General features: G+C 41.7%; 18 protein-coding genes. 14 read left to right on the top strand and 4 right to left on the bottom strand.

The window, feature by feature from the left end:
- Positions 1-32: 32 nt before the first annotated feature.
- From M3221_RS11150 to M3221_RS11135, 4 genes are all read left to right on the top strand, one after another.
- The gene (locus M3221_RS11150) at positions 33-884 is read left to right on the top strand and encodes a sugar phosphate isomerase/epimerase family protein (protein ID WP_251271851.1); all 852 of its coding nucleotides are present in this window, start codon (positions 33-35) and stop codon (positions 882-884) included.
- Between the two features lie 266 nt (positions 885-1,150).
- The gene (locus M3221_RS11145; RefSeq protein ID WP_251271850.1) at positions 1,151-1,702 is read left to right on the top strand and encodes a DUF4334 domain-containing protein; all 552 of its coding nucleotides are present in this window, start codon (positions 1,151-1,153) and stop codon (positions 1,700-1,702) included.
- Between the two features lie 203 nt (positions 1,703-1,905).
- Positions 1,906-3,069, top strand: coding sequence for an iron-containing alcohol dehydrogenase (locus M3221_RS11140; protein WP_251271849.1), 1,164 nt, complete (start codon positions 1,906-1,908; stop codon positions 3,067-3,069).
- 223 nt (positions 3,070-3,292) lie between these two features.
- Complete coding sequence (locus M3221_RS11135; RefSeq protein ID WP_251271848.1) at positions 3,293-3,709, top strand: hypothetical protein; 417 nt, start codon at positions 3,293-3,295, stop codon at positions 3,707-3,709.
- 134 nt (positions 3,710-3,843) lie between these two features.
- Here M3221_RS11135 and fabI read toward each other — a convergent pair whose 3' ends face one another.
- A complete protein-coding gene (fabI, locus tag M3221_RS11130; protein WP_251271847.1) occupies positions 3,844-4,623 on the bottom strand; it encodes an enoyl-ACP reductase FabI in 780 nt (259 codons plus the stop codon).
- Between the two features lie 252 nt (positions 4,624-4,875).
- Entirely contained in the window at positions 4,876-5,724 is an 849-nt protein-coding gene (locus M3221_RS11125) for a LysR family transcriptional regulator (RefSeq protein ID WP_251271846.1), read from the bottom strand.
- Between the two features lie 34 nt (positions 5,725-5,758).
- Between M3221_RS11125 and M3221_RS11120 the strand changes: the two genes are divergently transcribed.
- From M3221_RS11120 to M3221_RS11090, 7 genes are all read left to right on the top strand, one after another.
- Positions 5,759-6,109 (top strand): DMT family transporter, encoded by a 351-nt coding sequence (locus M3221_RS11120; RefSeq protein WP_251271845.1) that lies wholly within the window; start codon positions 5,759-5,761, stop codon positions 6,107-6,109.
- The gene (locus tag M3221_RS11115) at positions 6,109-6,420 is read left to right on the top strand and encodes a DMT family transporter (RefSeq protein ID WP_251271844.1); all 312 of its coding nucleotides are present in this window, start codon (positions 6,109-6,111) and stop codon (positions 6,418-6,420) included. The genes M3221_RS11120 and M3221_RS11115 overlap by 1 nt, the downstream gene beginning before the upstream one ends.
- Positions 6,421-6,604: 184 nt before the next feature.
- Entirely contained in the window at positions 6,605-6,946 is a 342-nt protein-coding gene (locus M3221_RS11110; protein WP_251271843.1) for a hypothetical protein, read from the top strand.
- 222 nt (positions 6,947-7,168) lie between these two features.
- Positions 7,169-7,594: a MaoC family dehydratase gene (locus M3221_RS11105; RefSeq protein ID WP_251271842.1), complete on the top strand. Its 426-nt coding sequence runs from the start codon at positions 7,169-7,171 to the stop codon at positions 7,592-7,594.
- A gap of 324 nt (positions 7,595-7,918) precedes the next feature.
- Complete coding sequence (pdxR, locus tag M3221_RS11100; RefSeq protein ID WP_251271841.1) at positions 7,919-9,361, top strand: MocR-like pyridoxine biosynthesis transcription factor PdxR; 1,443 nt, start codon at positions 7,919-7,921, stop codon at positions 9,359-9,361.
- Positions 9,362-9,505: 144 nt separating this feature from the next.
- Positions 9,506-9,955: a YfmQ family protein gene (locus M3221_RS11095; RefSeq protein ID WP_251271840.1), complete on the top strand. Its 450-nt coding sequence runs from the start codon at positions 9,506-9,508 to the stop codon at positions 9,953-9,955.
- Between the two features lie 191 nt (positions 9,956-10,146).
- Positions 10,147-10,470 carry a 2Fe-2S iron-sulfur cluster-binding protein gene (locus tag M3221_RS11090; protein ID WP_251271839.1) on the top strand — a complete coding sequence of 108 codons (324 nt, stop codon included), beginning with the start codon at positions 10,147-10,149 and terminating at the stop codon, positions 10,468-10,470.
- A 146-nt stretch (positions 10,471-10,616) separates the two neighbouring features.
- On the opposite strand, the gene M3221_RS11085 is transcribed toward M3221_RS11090, so the two are convergent.
- Positions 10,617-11,228 carry a LysE family translocator gene (locus tag M3221_RS11085; protein WP_251271838.1) on the bottom strand — a complete coding sequence of 204 codons (612 nt, stop codon included), beginning with the start codon at positions 11,226-11,228 and terminating at the stop codon, positions 10,617-10,619.
- Between the two features lie 118 nt (positions 11,229-11,346).
- On the opposite strand from M3221_RS11085, the gene M3221_RS11080 reads away from it, so the two are divergent.
- Complete coding sequence (locus M3221_RS11080; protein WP_251271837.1) at positions 11,347-11,892, top strand: helix-turn-helix domain-containing protein; 546 nt, start codon at positions 11,347-11,349, stop codon at positions 11,890-11,892.
- Between the two features lie 70 nt (positions 11,893-11,962).
- Here M3221_RS11080 and M3221_RS11075 read toward each other — a convergent pair whose 3' ends face one another.
- The gene (locus M3221_RS11075; RefSeq protein ID WP_251271836.1) at positions 11,963-12,850 is read right to left on the bottom strand and encodes an SDR family oxidoreductase; all 888 of its coding nucleotides are present in this window, start codon (positions 12,848-12,850) and stop codon (positions 11,963-11,965) included.
- Positions 12,851-13,251: 401 nt separating this feature from the next.
- Between M3221_RS11075 and M3221_RS11070 the strand changes: the two genes are divergently transcribed.
- Positions 13,252-13,935 carry a GntR family transcriptional regulator gene (locus tag M3221_RS11070; RefSeq protein WP_251271938.1) on the top strand — a complete coding sequence of 228 codons (684 nt, stop codon included), beginning with the start codon at positions 13,252-13,254 and terminating at the stop codon, positions 13,933-13,935.
- A 112-nt stretch (positions 13,936-14,047) separates the two neighbouring features.
- Positions 14,048-15,073, top strand: a complete 1,026-nt coding sequence (locus M3221_RS11065) for a zinc-dependent alcohol dehydrogenase (RefSeq protein WP_251271835.1) — start codon at positions 14,048-14,050, stop codon at positions 15,071-15,073.
- Positions 15,074-15,080 lie beyond the last annotated feature (7 nt).

Genomic DNA, 15,080 nt, shown 5'->3' with positions numbered 1-15,080 from the left:
TATTTACAAAATGTACGATTGGAGGAAGAAAGATGGCTCCACAATTTTCTCTTGCCTACCTCACTGTACTTGGCTGTCTGCCGCCTGAGATGACATATATCGCTTCAAGAACCGGTTATGATTTTGTTAGCTTTAGACCTATTCACATGGGCGTGCCTGGAGAGCCTGCAGTTTCTTTAACAGAAAGTAAGCTGCTGTTAAAAGAAACAAAGAAAGCGATGGCTGAGACGGGGATGAAGCTGCTGGATATTGAACTTGCAAGAATTTGTGACGGAACAGAGCCGAAAAGCTATCTTCCTGCAATGGAAGTGGCAGCTGAGCTTGGCGGATGCCACGTACTTAGCAGCATTTGGACAGATGACCGATCCTTTGCGGTCGAACGCTTCGTAGAATTGTGCGAGCTTGCAGATCCGTTTGGACTTACTGTCGAACTGGAATTTGTACCGATTGCCAGCGTATCGACGCTGGCAGAAGCCGTAGATATATTAAAAGCGGCCAAACAAGAAAATGCCGGACTAATGATTGATGTTCATCATTTTCATCGCTCAAAAGAAAAAGTAGAGGATCTGCAACAATTACCGCGGGATTGGTTTCGTTTTCTTCATCTATGCGATGCTCAGGCGGGTATTCCACAATCCCTAGAAGAAATGACCCGTATCCTTCGAGAAGAACGTTCGTATGTAGGAGAAGGGGGAATTGATGTGGCAGCTATTGTAACCAGTCTTCCGGAAATGCCTTACTCTATCGAATTACCTCATACAAAACGATTGAAGGAAATGGGATATGAGAAATTTGCGCAGCAGTGTTTAGAAGCAGCAAAATCCTATTTTTCGAAGCATCAATTGGCTGGATATCAAGCTGAAAAAGCAAAAAAGATTACCTGATTTTCTAAACATTCAGGCAGTTATATATAGATAGAGAAAAGTTCTAAATCCAAAATACTAATAGTATGTCAGGAAAATGGGGTTACCTTTGTAATATCTGTCCAGCATGCTATGAGCGGGGCGCCTTTTTAAAATACAAAACCATTGCAGTATGAAAAGCTACGTAATCAAGACCGGGTTTCCGCTCGGTCTTTTTCTTTGCGTAAAAAGGGTATAATGAAACGAACGGAGGAAAGAAAAGGGAAAAGAAGTGAGGAGGCTGATGAATGAATCCCCGCACAAAGCTGGAGAAGTTTCTTACAGAAGGGCCCATATCGCAAGCGGAGGCCTTTCAATTTTTTGACCAATTGGAAAGTATCGATCTTTCTTTTATGATCGGATTATGGAAGGGCAGGGAGTTCAGGACGAACCACCCGATGGATGGCCTGCTTGAATCTGTGAACTGGTTTGGCAAGGAATTTATCGACTCCGAAACGGTCCATCCGCTCGTTTTTCAAAAAAATAATGGTGTATTGTATAAGATCAATCCGGGTTTTATCCCTTTGTCTCTGCCATTTGACAAAATTCCTAGATCCCTGGTTAAGCCATTGTTTTCAGCTGCATCACCTTTTATCGCAACCAAAAAAGACAAAGCGAGAATACGTATGCTGGAGTATAGAGGCGTCTTAAGTGCCACAATGATTTATGACCAGCATGGCATGTATGACATGTTTAGAAAAGTGGATGACCATACTGTACTGGGTGTTATGGATCTGAAAGGCGGAAAAGAGGAATCTGGATACTTTTTTGTGCTTGAGAGAGTAACAAAAGGAAAGTGAGTTAAAATTCATAAGGATATATTTTAAAGATTAAGAAGGACAGAAAGCTAATTAGATATATATCATTACTTGAAAAACGGGACATAAAATAAATTTGTTGCTTCTAGAAACGGGAAAAGGGTCCCTCTGCTTTTAACCGATTTAATGATACGATAAAAATGCTTGTTTCAATGAAACGAATCACGTTAGGGGAGGATACGCAAATGCAGGATTTTGTATTTCAAAACGCTACAAAAGTTATTTTTGGAAAAGGACAGGAACAAGTAGTAGGGACAGAAGCTGCTGTATACGGTAAAAAACTGCTTTTGCATTACGGCGGGGGAAGCATTAAAGAAAGCGGTTTATACGATAGAGTTATGCAGTCTGTGCGGGAGCAGGGAATCGAGATCATTGAACTAGGCGGCGTACAGCCCAATCCGAGAGTAAGCCTTGTTCGGGAAGGTATTTCACTATGCAGGGAGCACAATATTGATTTTATTCTAGCCGTAGGCGGGGGAAGCGTTATTGATTCTGCAAAGGCAATTGCTGCGGGTGTGAAATACGAGGGAGATGTATGGGATTTCTTTACGGGGAAAAGTGCTGTTACAGACTGCCTGCCGCTTGGTGTCGTTCTTACCATTCCGGCTGCGGGAAGTGAAACAAGTAACGGTACGGTTATTACGGCGGAGGACGGCTGGTATAAAAGAGCGACGGGCCACCCTTCGATGAGACCGAAATTTGCCATTTTAAACCCTGAACTTACATATACGTTGCCGGCTTATCAAACGGCCTGCGGTATAACGGATATGATGGCTCACATACTGGAAAGATATTTTACGAATGAGAAAAACGTGGAACTGACAGACCGGCTTTGTGAAGCGACACTAAAAACCATTATTAATAATGCGCATACGGTTTTGGATGAGCCCGAGAATTATCATGCGCGTGCAGAGATCATGTGGGCGGGAACGGTTGCTCACAACGACTGGTTAAACACAGGGCGTGTAGGTGACTGGGGAAGCCACGACATCGAGCATGAAATCAGCGGCATTTATGACATTGCCCACGGTGCGGGGCTTGCGATCGTGTTCCCGGCATGGATGACGTATGTATACAAACACGATCTCAACCGTTTTGCTCAATTTGCGCATCGAGTATGGGATGTAGAAATCGACTTGAATGACCTCGAAAAAACAGCGCTGAAAGGCATCGAAAAAACAAAGCAGTTTTTCCATTCGATCGGCATGCCTGTTTCTTTGAGACAGGTAGACATTGGTGATGACCGCATTGATGAAATGGCGAAAAAAGGCACGGAGAGAGGGCCGCTTGGCAACTTTGTAAAACTGCATGAAGAGGATGTACGAAACATCCTTCAGCTGGCCTGGTAATAAGTATGTTCCACGGTTGCTTACTGCCAGCAGTCCTTTTTAACATAAACTCTTAGCAGCTGAATACACTGAAAAGGACTTAAAATAACTTAAAACAACGAAGGCGTTAGAGCCGTTAATAATAGCACTGCCTATATAAGTAAAACAGACGGTGATCGATTGCATTTCTTGAAGTTTGTTGCTGAGTGTGATTAAACATGTCCGAATCGAATGAGGAGGCACAATGAAAACAGTACTTGGCACGCGGATGGCGGGGAATATCATACTCGCCATCAACACAGCAGCCCTCTTTATGCATATCTTAATCGTCTTGAACATTTTGCCGTATGATTTTGTCTGGGGAGGACGCTTAAAGAGTCAGGAAGATTTAATCATTTTTGAAGCGATATCAATCCTGGTACAAACGGTATTTATTTTGATCGTTGCTATGAAATTAGGCTATTTTCTAAAAGGCAGATTCAAGAGAACCGTAAATGTTGGTTTATGGACCATGTTTGGAATTATGGTGCTGAATTCAGTGGGCAATACTGCTTCCAACTCTGATTTAGAAAAGCTGCTCATGACGCCGCTCACGGTCCTGCTTGCGCTATTGGTATTGAGGCTGGCTATTGAAAAAGAAAATGAAAAAACGAACGGATAAAAAAATCCACCAAGGCAGCTTATACCTTGGTGGATTTTTTTATTTTTTGGAATGCATGAGCTCCATATATTTAAGATTCGCTCACTCTTAAAAGATGAGAATCTATAGTGGTATGCAAAAATGAAGGATAAAGGTTAACCGAGAATGTTATAGCCAGAGTCCACATACACGATCTCGCCTGTAACGCCTCTTGAAAGGTGGCTCAGCATCGCTAAAGTCATGTCGCCAACTTCTTCTTGTGTGACGTTTCTTCTAAGCGGTGCCTTTTCTTCGATTTGATGAAGAATCTCATTAAAAGATGGGATGCCTTTTGCCGCTAAAGTGCGAACAGCGCCAGCTGAAATCGCGTTCACGCGAATATCACTTGCACCTAGATCTTCCGCTAAATATCTGACAGAAGCTTCAAGTGACGCTTTAGCGATACCCATTACATTGTAGCCTGGAACCACACGTTCAGCACCAAGGTAACTCATCGCGATAATAGAGCCGCCTTCTGTCATGAAAGGTTTTGCTGCTTTCGCTACCGCGATTAGGGAATAAGCGCTTGTATCCTGCGCGAATGCAAAACCGTCGCGGGACGTGTCGATGAACGCACCTTTCAGATCTTCTGCATGTGCAAAAGCGATGGAATGAACAACACCATGAATGATACCTGTTTTTTCTCCGATGCGGGAAAAAGCAGCTTGAATGCTTTCGTCACTGTTGATATCACATGGAACAATCAATTCTGCTTCGATGCTGGTAGCAGCTAAAGCCTTTTCTAGTTTCTGAAGTGAACGTTCTTTTCGGTATGTAAAAATAAGTTTTGCGCCTGCTTTGTGAAGGGATTTTGCTACTCCCCAAGCAATGCTACGCTCATTTGCTACGCCCATGATAACAATCGTTTTATCTTTTAATTTTAATAAATCGTCCATATTTGCCTCCTAAATGCAATCATAATCACTGTATTATATCATATTATCTCATATTATTACCTAGTGCCAAAGAGCTGGTCTTCTATATTTTAAAATTAACCTGATTTTTGGTTAAACAAATGAAGAAGGATCTTTAGAACTTTTCGGCCGAATAATCAATTCTAAGGAGGAATGACTACAGGGGTATAACTTACGGTTATACCTTTATATCGATTGATCAATTTTTCTGACGGCTTAAAGCCGCTAAAATAACTACAAAGAATGTTCTTTTTGTAACTGCTGCCAGACTATATCAAAAACGTGGCGGCTATTTGCAAAAAGATATAGTTTTCTGATCAGCTCTTTGTTTTCTAATCGAATAAACTGCAGATTTTTGTAAGACAGATGTTCAATCATAAGCGCAGGAAGGTAGGTGATCCCATATCCTTTCATCACATAATCAGTAATAGTGTGATAGGGCATACAAACAATTTTCACTGGTTCGATGTTCTTTTCTTTTATGAATGACTGAATATTACGATACAACTGGCTGTCTTCTGGCGGCAAAACCTGAGGATAATTCAGGCAATCTTTTATATGTATAGATGCTTTTTCGGTTAAAGGATGCCCTTTAGGAACCACGGCCTGGAACTCTTCTTCGTAAAGAAACTTTGAAAAAAGGCCCGGGTAGGAAGCGTAATCCTGCACAATAGCAGAATCGATTTTTCCTGATTCGAGCATAGGAAGAAATTCACTGCATTCTTCCCGTGTGACCGTAAAATCTATTTTAATCTTCTGTTCGGCTTCTAGCTCAGGAAGGTAATAGGTAGCCAGAAAAGGAGAGACGCCGAAGCGGATGTTTTTAATTATACTGTGTTCTTTCATTTTATTTTTCAAAGCAAGCAACAGGGGGGAAACATCCTCATACAAGTTCCTTCCTTTGTCTGTAAGCTTCATCCCCTGATGAGAGCGTTCAAACAGCTTATATCCAAGTTCATTCTCAAATAACTTTATTTGTTTGCTTAAAGCAGGCTGCGTAACGTGAAGATGATGCGCTGCCTTGGTCAACGTGCCGTATTCTGCCACAGCAACAAAGTATTCGATTGATTTAAGATTATTCAACTACATACACTTCCTTGAAATGGGGCTTTTATCTATGGCTTATTATAGCTTATTACTCGTTTCCATCCTATTTGAAGTTATTGGGGTCACTTTTCTTAACCTGGCGGATGGATTCACCGTTTTTATGCCAACGGTTTTAGCAATTTTCTTTTATTGTTCATCTATTGCGATTTATATTTTCATCACGGCAAATCGCGAAGTAGGAATCGTGAATGCTGTTTTTGCAGGAACTGGAACAGCTTTAGTTACCCTTTTGGGAATTCTCTTGTTTCATGAAAGTATATCCGTGGTTAAGTTGCTTGGCATTGGTTTAATTGTCATAGGTGCCGTGGCTATCAATACGAAGCCTGGAACAAAATCAACACTGAAAGGAGAACGTTTATAATGGGGTATTTGTTTTTAAGCCTAAGCATTTTATTGGGTGTTTCAGGCCAGTTATGTGTGAAGCTGTCAAACGGCTTTAAAGTAATCAAGCCGACAATCGGCGCTTTTGGGCTGTTTATTACCTGTATTTATTTTGTTTCATTATCTGCCCGATATTTAGAAGTAGGCGTTGTCTTTGCGGTTTGGGCTGGGCTGACGATTGTAAGTACCACATTACTTGGTATTTTTGTATTTGGAGAATCGCGGAGCAGAAGGAAGTTTTTTTCCATCTTATCGATCCTGACGGGTGTTATTTTGCTGAAGCTGGTGTAAGATAGATATTGTGCGTACAGTTCAAGAGTTAAAAAGTAGACTCGTTTAAAGTGAACAGTGGCAGGGTAATAAAGTTGTTAAAAAGGGTTTTGACGATTCGTTTAAGCCATTTAGGTTTTGCATTCACCGTAACGCAAAGAACACTAAATGTGTTAGTGAACACAGACATGGTAAGGAGATTAATATGTTTGCAGGTTTATATGATTTAATTTTTGCAGCAGGAATCACGATTTTAATTTCATGGAATCTTGTCCTATTTATCATTCAATTTTTTAAGGAATGTAACACAGGAGGGGCATTAGAAAGGGTTAGCGCCTTTATTCTATTGTTATTTATGTACGCGAAACAGGGCGTACTGGCAGGTTTTGGCGTGGTGGCATTAGCTTTAAGCACAGCAGTCGTCCAGGAGAATTCAATCGGCAGCTGGATTATTACCCTTGTTATCCTTGGATTCTCGGGATTAATTTTATATCATTTCTACCCTCAATTTGTTGAACTTGATGAACCTAAGAAAAAGCGGAAGTAGATCTTACAGTTAGAAACCGTTTTGTGTTAACCGACTTTATTATGATACAGTAATAGAAAAGCCAGTCTTACAGGCTTTTCTTTTTTGTTTTGCTTGCTATATTGATTTTTTAAAAATTAACAAGTTATTGTATTGAAAGAAAGCTTAGATGTTATTTTCTACTCGTTAAGTATGCAGCACTGGTATAAATGAGTTTAACCATTACAAAATAGAGGTGCAGAAATGAAGTTAGATGAGTTTACACTTGGACAGGTATTCCAAACGAAATCATTCAAATTGACAAAAGAGGACATTATAAGGTTTGCAGGTGAATTTGATCCCCAATATATGCATTTGGACGAGGAAAAAGCAGATCAGGGAAGGTTTAATGGGATTATTGCTTCTGGTATACATACGCTGGCCATTTCATTTAAGCTTTGGGTTGAAGAAGGGTTCTACGGTGAGGATGTTATTGCTGGAACACGGATGAACAATATTAAATTTGTAAAACCCGTTTATCCTGGAGATGAATTACATACTATTGTTGAAGTTATAGATAAGCAGGCAGCAAAAAAGGAAACGGGTATTCTTACCGTATTATTAGCTACTTATAACCATAAAGAAGAAAAAGTTTTCGAGGGTGACTTATCTGTCTTGATAAAGCGATAAAGGATGAGGCAAAGTAAGTTGGGCGATTTATTTTGTAACTTTGTTTTTGGGTACATTCTTCAACTAACGAGGGTGTTCAGTTCAACATGAAACAGTTAAAGGACCTGACAAGGTCCTTTTTCTTTTGCTAAGCAATCAAGATGATTATGTAACAGAGCCTGTTATTTACATACAAAAGGATATAAAGTGGAGGGGTGAAAAATGATAAAAGTGGATGGTTACATGGCTTAGAGTTTAAAATAGCATTAGTGATAAAAAGGTTTTGATTGCTGCTCTTTTTTATGTAAACGATGAAAAAGGACATCAGGGAAGAAGGGAATGTACATGGATTGGAGACCGGACCGAACGGACAAAAAACCGATCTACAAGCAGATTGCAGATTACATAGAACAGGGAATTTCCGAAGGCACGTTTTCAGCTGACAGCCTGCTGCCCTCCGAACGTGCCTTGGCCAGTGAGCTGCAAGTGAATAGAAGTACCGTTGTGGCGGCTTATGAAGAATTACAGTCTTTGGGCGTGGTTGAACGAAAAAAAGGAAGCGGCACAAGAGTCAGTACAAACATTTGGGGGATCGCCCACAAGCGGGTTCCGAACTGGGGCCGCTACGTAGAAGACGGTTCTTTTTTACCGAATCTCCCTATGGTTCAGCGTATTCGCATAGAAACATACAAAAACGATTTGATTAATCTGGCCAGCGGTGAACTCACCGCGGCGCTATTACCAAATACCGAATTTCAAGAGATTCTTTCCCGCCAGCCTTTTACTGGCTACCTTGGTTATGATCATCCGCAAGGAAACGAATCCTTAAGGGAAGCCATCTGTTCTCATGTTGAGGAATACAAAAGGATTAAGGCGGACCCAGCCTCTGTTTTGATTACTTCAGGTGCCCAGCAGGCTCTCCATTTGATTATCCAATGCCTGCTAAAGCCCGGAGATGCCGTCGCGATAGAGGATCCTTCTTATTGCTATTCTCTGCCGATTTTTCAGTCTGCCGGCTTAAAGACGTTTCATCTGCCTGTCGATGAACAGGGTATGAATCCTCAAGATTTGGCGGATCTTCATAAAAAGCATAAGATCCGGATGGTTTTCTTGAATCCAGACCACCAAAATCCGAGCGGGACGATTCTGTCTCAGGCAAGACGCCTGAAAGTGCTGGAGCTGTCAGCCGAATTTGGTATTCCAGTTATTGAAGATGATCCGTACAGCTTAACGTCTTTTAGTGGAGAAGTGCATCCGACGCTGAAATCAATGGATGAGAACGGAAATGTGCTGTATGTGAGTTCATTATCCAAAACTGTTGCGTCAGGGCTGCGGATCGGCTGGGTGATTGGCCCAAGCACGGTTATTCAGCGGCTCGCTGATGCCAAACAGCAGGTTGATTTTGGCCACAGTATTTTTCCGCAATGGGTGGCGAAAGAATTTCTAGGGACAGAGCAGTTTCACGATCATATTGCCATGCTGAGAGGGAAATTAGAAGCGCAAAGAAATGAAATAACGTCAAGTCTAACGAAGATTCTAGGAGACCAGGTGGAATTTTTCGTGCCGCAAGGCGGTATCCATCTATGGTGCAAATTAAAAGAAGAAGTCGATGAATACGGGCTGTTAAATGAGTCTATGAAAAGAGGCGTCGCTTTTGTGCCGGGCAGTATTATGGGTTCAAAAACAGGTTATGTCCGATTCACATTCGGGCGGGAAGAACCCGAAGCCATCCGGAAGGGAATCGGACGGTTTGCGGAAGCCTTAAAGGCAGTTCAATCTCTGCCTTAAACATAAGCAAGCCCACTATTTCTTCAAATTGGATGGCCTAAAAAGAGATAAATTGGCTGGTTCTTTTTTTGATAAATCTAGTATGATAGTAAACAGAGAATAAAAGGCACCTTTATGTTTAAAATAAAAATGGAGATGATGAAGATGTCAACGACTGCTCTGCTTTTAACAGTGGTCTTCGGTCTGTTTAAAATATTAGTAACATGCCTTCCAACCGGCGCAGTGGAACGGCTTATCCGCAAGTATGAAATGCATGCCAAACTCAGTGAAGAGAACACGACCATTACGTTTGATGGGACACGCTTGGAAGGCGAAGAAAAAGCACAAATGATTCAACAGTTTAATGAAGCGTCTGTTTTAAAAAAATATTATATTTTTCCGGGGAATGAATCTTTATTTTTGCAACCGGAAAACGGTGGGATCCCATTTGTAGTGGATACGAAAAGAGGACGCAAAGATGTCCGGTTATTTGTCTACCGCTATGAGGACCATGTGGATGTGGTGAAGCAGTATAAAAATAAAGTGATTGCCTACAGTGTATTTTCCGATAGTCTTCAAAAGGGTTCCATGACTGCAGCTGGAGATCTTATTTAAAATAATTTGCAGAACACACTTCTTTAATCAAGAAAATAACACCTTTCAGTTGAAAACGGGTATCGTATACCTAAAAAGCAGCTGAAAGGTGTTTTTGTTTTTAAGAGAAGCGTTCATTGGAGATAATGAACTTATGAGAAGGTAGACGAAGTACAGATTTTTTTAACACGCTGATCAGAGGAGGTAAAATGATGCCGAAAATAACAGTAGTAGGAGAAGGTACATTTGAAGTGGAAGCAGGGAAGAAGCTGGTGCTTGCGTTAGAAGATAATGGAGTGGGGATTCTACACCGGTGTGGAGGAAAAGCGAGATGTACAACCTGCCGGGTAGAAATCTTGGAAGGTGATTTTGATGATTTAACCAACATCGAAAAAAAAGCATTTGATGACAAAGGACTAGTGGAAGACAATATCCGCTTATCCTGCCAGGTCCGTGTGAATGGAGATATGACGGTCCGCCCTGTTATGACTGTGCAGAGTTCCGGCATGGTTCCTGGTCCAAGACCCGCCGAGTAAACCGCATGGATAGAACCCTTGCCAACTCTGATTGATAAAGGTTCTATCAAAGTAGACCGCTTTTCTTAAGTGGTCTTTTTTATTTCTTCAAAAGCGGTTTTAATACGGAGGAGAACTGCTCTAGCTGTTAGAACGCTGGAGAAACTTTATCCGGCATCGGCTTTTGTGAATAACAGCTTGATGCCAAATCCAACTAATACGATTCCGGTTGCTTTCTCCATCCAGTTTTGCACAGCAGGGGACAGCAGCCATTCGCGGATAAAGTGGAGACAGAAAACATATACCACAAACCAGACAATAGACAGCAGGGCATACGTACAGCCCATCAGAAAAAGATCTATCATAGCACGATCCGAACTCGTAACAAATTGAGGTAAAAAGGTTAAAAAGAATACCGCTACTTTTGGATTAAGGAGATTGGAAAGCAGTCCTTCCCGAAAAGCGGATCTTTGTTTTGCAGGACCTTGCTTTTCTTGTGCAGGTCTTTTTTTCTTCGGTAGAAAAGCAGTGACTCCCAAATAAATCAAATACACAGCACCGACCCATTTAATCAGGTTAAAGGCGATAGCAGATTGTACTAAGAGAGCAGATAAGCCTAATGCCGCTGCAATTGTATGGCCAAGAGAACCGGCTGTAATGCCCGCCGCCATTTGAAATCCGGCTTTTCGTCCATCAGACATTGTCCGCTTTGTAATCAGGGCGGTATCGACCCCTGGGCTCATTACTACAAACAGCGTCATTATGATAAAAGCAAGCATGTGGCACCCTCCATTAATTGTTCGTTTTCATTTAATATGTTAATTTTAATTTAACATATTCAAACTAGTTTGTTCAGTAAAAGTTAAAAAATTAAATATAATTTAACAGAGGTGCATCATGAACCGTTCTTCCATTGGTCAAAAAGTAGAAGAGATGAGAAAAAATATGGGTCTTTCTTTAAGGGAATTGGCGAAGCGGGCAGAGATTACGCCTTCAATGTTAAGCCAGATTGAAAAAGGCAGTGCCAATCCGTCCATTCAGACACTGAAGTCTCTGGCGAAAGCGTTGGATGTGCCGGTTTTTACATTTCTTATGGAAGAGATTAATACAAAAGAGCTGATTGTGAGGAAGGAAGACCGCAAGCAAATGGTGATTGACGGACTTCATTATGAATTGGTTTCGCCTGACTTTACGAGTCAGCTTGCCACAGCCATTATGCGCTTGGCACCCGGCAGCCATTCTTCCGAAAAGCCGCTTTCCCATAAAGGGGAAGAAGTTGCGTTTGTATTAGAGGGACCAATTGGCTTAACGCTGTTAGGGGATGAATATGAGCTGCAGACAGGCGACAGCGTTAAAATTCCGGCCTATACAGAACATAAGTGGACAAACGCAGCCAGCCATGAAGTCAGTATTTTATTTTCAGTGACCCCTCCTGCTTTTTAACTCAACACAAAAACAAAGCGGCATTTATGTGCCGCTTTGTTTTTGATTCGAACATGAAAAGACAGACTTCTTAAGCAGTTGGCATTCCGCCAGTTATACTGTAAATCTGGCCGGTAACGTAGCTGGCACTGTCAGAAGCTAAGAATACATATACGTCTGATAGTTCTACCGGCTGTCCGGCACGCTGCAACGGGGTAGGCGGAGTCTCTTGACCGAACTTTGGAATGTTTGCGGTCGGCTGTCCTCCAGAAATTTGGAGAGGTGTCCAAATCGGTCCTGGTGCAACGGAGTTTACCCGGATGCCTTTTGAAGCCGCTTGTTTGGCGAAAGCTTTCGTGAAGTTCATAATGGTCCCTTTTGTCGCTGCATAGTCTAACAGCATCGGCGACGGATTAAAGGCTTCAACAGAGGTGGTAGTAATAATCGATGCTCCTGCTGATAAATGAGGCATCGCTGCTTTTACGGTCCAGTACAAAGAAAATACGTTTGTTTCGAACGTCGCTTTGATTTGTTCAGTCGAAAGATCCATAATGTCTTCTACAGCCTGCTGTTTACCGGCGACGAGCGCCAGAATATCTAATCCGCCAAGCTCGCTGTTGGCTTTTTCCACCATCTCCTGGCAAAATTCCTCACTGCGCAGATCGCCTGGGATGAGAACCGCTTTCCGGCCTTCTTTTTCAATCAGCTCTTTGACTTCTTCCGCATCCGGCTGTTCTACAGGCAGGTAATTGATCGCAACGTCCGCACCTTCGCGGGCATAAGCGATCGCAGCCGCACGGCCAATACCGGAATCACCGCCTGTAACAAGCGCTTTTCTGCCTGTTAATTTACCGGAGCCTTTATAACTGGTTTCACCGCAGTCAGGCAGGGGGCTCATTTCTTTTTGAAGGCCGGGCGGCTCCTGATATTGTTCCGGGAATTCACCGTTAAAGTACTGTTCTAATGGGTTTTTTGCCATTCGAAAAACTCCTTTTAAAAAGATTTCATATGTACAACCTATAGTTGTCTACAATGGTGTATATTTCCTTTTGGGAAAATGGTAAACTTCATTTCTTAAAATACATACTTGAGAAGATGCAATAATCGGCTTTCAAGATAGAAAAAGAAGGTCAATGGGAATACTGATGTAGTTCCCGCAAATTTAATTCTTTTAACGGGTCAAGGCAGATCATTCTTGCATTTTAGATGAAACGCTTACATTTTTGTGTTTACAAATAAAGTAACCGCGTGTAAACTATAAGTAACTTGTCGACAAGTATACAAAAACTCCAACTTTGAAGTATGGGTCTGCACATACTATAATTAACTACCAATAAGACATTTACATACCTTTTATATTCACTAGGAGAGTTGATGAGTATGAATTACCCGGCTTCATGGCTTCAAAGCGCATCTCTTGGAGAGAAAATGGCTTCTGATATCCGCCTGCAGATCATTGATGGAACAATCAAGCCAGGAACGATACTTTCTGAAAATCAGATTGCTTTGGAATTTGGCACAAGCAGATCACCTGTTAGAGAAGCTTTAAAAAAACTATCTAATGAGGGCCTTATTGAGCTGAAGCGTATGGGAGCAGTTGTTTTAGGATTGAAGCAAAAAGATATTGAAGAGCTGCGTGATGTGCGTTTTCTGATCGAGAATTTTGCGGTAAAAAGGCTTTCTATGAGAGACAGCGAGGAATTGGTCAAAAAGCTTAATTATATTATCGATAAGATGGAGATGGCAGCAAAGCATAAGGATGCCGTTGACTTTGCCTATCAGGATTTAACTTTTCATGAAACGTTCATCGTGGAAGTCGACCATAACCGAATCGGGCATATGTGGCAGGGCATTAGAGATGTCGTATTGACAGCTCTGCTGGTTGCAACTGAAAAGCGTTTTACCTATCATTCGGAAGAAATCGGACACCTCATTAACAGGCATCGTTTCATTGTAGAAGCTCTTGCTTCAAAAAACCGCGAACATATTGAAAAAGCAATCCGTGCCCATTACGAAGATACAAGAAAAACGGTAAGCAAAATTTCTGATGAAACGACAGAATAATGAAACAAATGATTATGGATCTATTAAAAAATTTAAAATGCAAACATTACATGAACAGTATGTTTTATTTAAGTTGTCGACAAGTATACAATAGAAGGGGAGCGTGTTCTTTATGGAAACCATGAAAGCGGGACTATATATTTCTGAGAAAAATGTAAAAGTGGATACTTTGGAAAAACCAACATTAAAGCACGGAGAGGCACTTATAAAGGTTTCTTCGGCAGGTATCTGCGGGACGGACATGATGATTTATTTTGGGAAACATCCTCGAGCTAAAGCTCCTCTGGCAATGGGGCATGAATTTAGCGGGGTGATTGAAGAGATAAACGGTGAGTCGACTTTCAATTCAGGAGACAGAGTTGTAATAGAACCAACGATGAGCTGCGGGAAGTGTGAGGCTTGTTTATCAGGCAGCACGCATGTTTGTAACACGCTTGGGCTGATTGGCATTGATTCTCATGGCGGATTTGCAGAATACGTCGCTGTTCCGCTGCATCGTTTGCATAAAATACCGGACACTTTATCTGATGCGCATGCGGCACTGGCAGAACCAGTAGCAGTAGGTATTCATACTGTGCGGCGGTCAAATGTAAAAGTAGGAGATACAGTCGCGGTACTGGGAGCTGGGCCGATTGGCTTGTTAATTGCTCTCACCGCAAAACTGGCAGGAGCTGATAAAATATTTATTTCTGATATCAGCCCGTATCGTTTAAGTAAAGCAGAAGAGCTTGGATTTATTGCCCTGGATGGAAGAAAAATAAATGTAGTAGAGGAAGTAAGGGCAGCCACAAATGGAATTGGCGCAGATGTTGTGTTTGAAGTAGCAGGAAACAATATAACGGCTGACCAGATGATTCATGTGTGCCGGACACAAGGCCAAATTGTGGTTGTAAGCGTCTACAAACAGCCGCCAACCATTGATCTTGCTGCTATGCATTTTCGGGAATTGTCTTTAACGACGACTCGATGCTACAGCCATTCAGATTTTGCAACCGCAGTTAGCATGATGGCAAACGGGCAAATTGATGTGACTCCATTTATTTCACATCAATTATCACTCGATGAAATTGAAAAAGGATTTCAGCTTATGACAAACCCGGAAGAATCTTTGAAAATTTTAATTCAGCCGAATGCCTGAGGGGGAA

The sequence above is a fragment of the Domibacillus indicus genome, assembly GCF_023715895.1.
Taxonomy (GTDB): domain Bacteria; phylum Bacillota; class Bacilli; order Bacillales; family Domibacillaceae; genus Domibacillus; species Domibacillus indicus_A.
This window is presented reverse-complemented; position numbering and strand designations above follow the sequence as displayed.

What these genes read in the sequence shown, in the direction of transcription:
- M3221_RS11150 (WP_251271851.1), top strand. Translation starts at nt 33, where the DNA reads ATGGCTCCACAATTTTCTCTTGCCTACCTCACTGTACTTGGCTGTCTG.
- pdxR (WP_251271841.1), top strand. Translation starts at nt 7,919, where the DNA reads ATGGATTGGAGACCGGACCGAACGGACAAAAAACCGATCTACAAGCAG.
- M3221_RS11110 (WP_251271843.1), top strand. Translation starts at nt 6,605, where the DNA reads ATGTTTGCAGGTTTATATGATTTAATTTTTGCAGCAGGAATCACGATT.
- M3221_RS11080 (WP_251271837.1), top strand. Translation starts at nt 11,347, where the DNA reads ATGAACCGTTCTTCCATTGGTCAAAAAGTAGAAGAGATGAGAAAAAAT.
- M3221_RS11085 (WP_251271838.1), bottom strand. Translation starts at nt 11,228, where the DNA reads ATGCTTGCTTTTATCATAATGACGCTGTTTGTAGTAATGAGCCCAGGG.
- M3221_RS11070 (WP_251271938.1), top strand. Translation starts at nt 13,252, where the DNA reads ATGAATTACCCGGCTTCATGGCTTCAAAGCGCATCTCTTGGAGAGAAA.
- M3221_RS11145 (WP_251271850.1), top strand. Translation starts at nt 1,151, where the DNA reads ATGAATCCCCGCACAAAGCTGGAGAAGTTTCTTACAGAAGGGCCCATA.
- M3221_RS11065 (WP_251271835.1), top strand. Translation starts at nt 14,048, where the DNA reads ATGGAAACCATGAAAGCGGGACTATATATTTCTGAGAAAAATGTAAAA.
- M3221_RS11135 (WP_251271848.1), top strand. Translation starts at nt 3,293, where the DNA reads ATGAAAACAGTACTTGGCACGCGGATGGCGGGGAATATCATACTCGCC.
- fabI (WP_251271847.1), bottom strand. Translation starts at nt 4,623, where the DNA reads ATGGACGATTTATTAAAATTAAAAGATAAAACGATTGTTATCATGGGC.
- M3221_RS11090 (WP_251271839.1), top strand. Translation starts at nt 10,147, where the DNA reads ATGCCGAAAATAACAGTAGTAGGAGAAGGTACATTTGAAGTGGAAGCA.
- M3221_RS11105 (WP_251271842.1), top strand. Translation starts at nt 7,169, where the DNA reads ATGAAGTTAGATGAGTTTACACTTGGACAGGTATTCCAAACGAAATCA.
- M3221_RS11115 (WP_251271844.1), top strand. Translation starts at nt 6,109, where the DNA reads ATGGGGTATTTGTTTTTAAGCCTAAGCATTTTATTGGGTGTTTCAGGC.
- M3221_RS11140 (WP_251271849.1), top strand. Translation starts at nt 1,906, where the DNA reads ATGCAGGATTTTGTATTTCAAAACGCTACAAAAGTTATTTTTGGAAAA.
- M3221_RS11095 (WP_251271840.1), top strand. Translation starts at nt 9,506, where the DNA reads ATGTCAACGACTGCTCTGCTTTTAACAGTGGTCTTCGGTCTGTTTAAA.
- M3221_RS11075 (WP_251271836.1), bottom strand. Translation starts at nt 12,850, where the DNA reads ATGGCAAAAAACCCATTAGAACAGTACTTTAACGGTGAATTCCCGGAA.
- M3221_RS11120 (WP_251271845.1), top strand. Translation starts at nt 5,759, where the DNA reads ATGGCTTATTATAGCTTATTACTCGTTTCCATCCTATTTGAAGTTATT.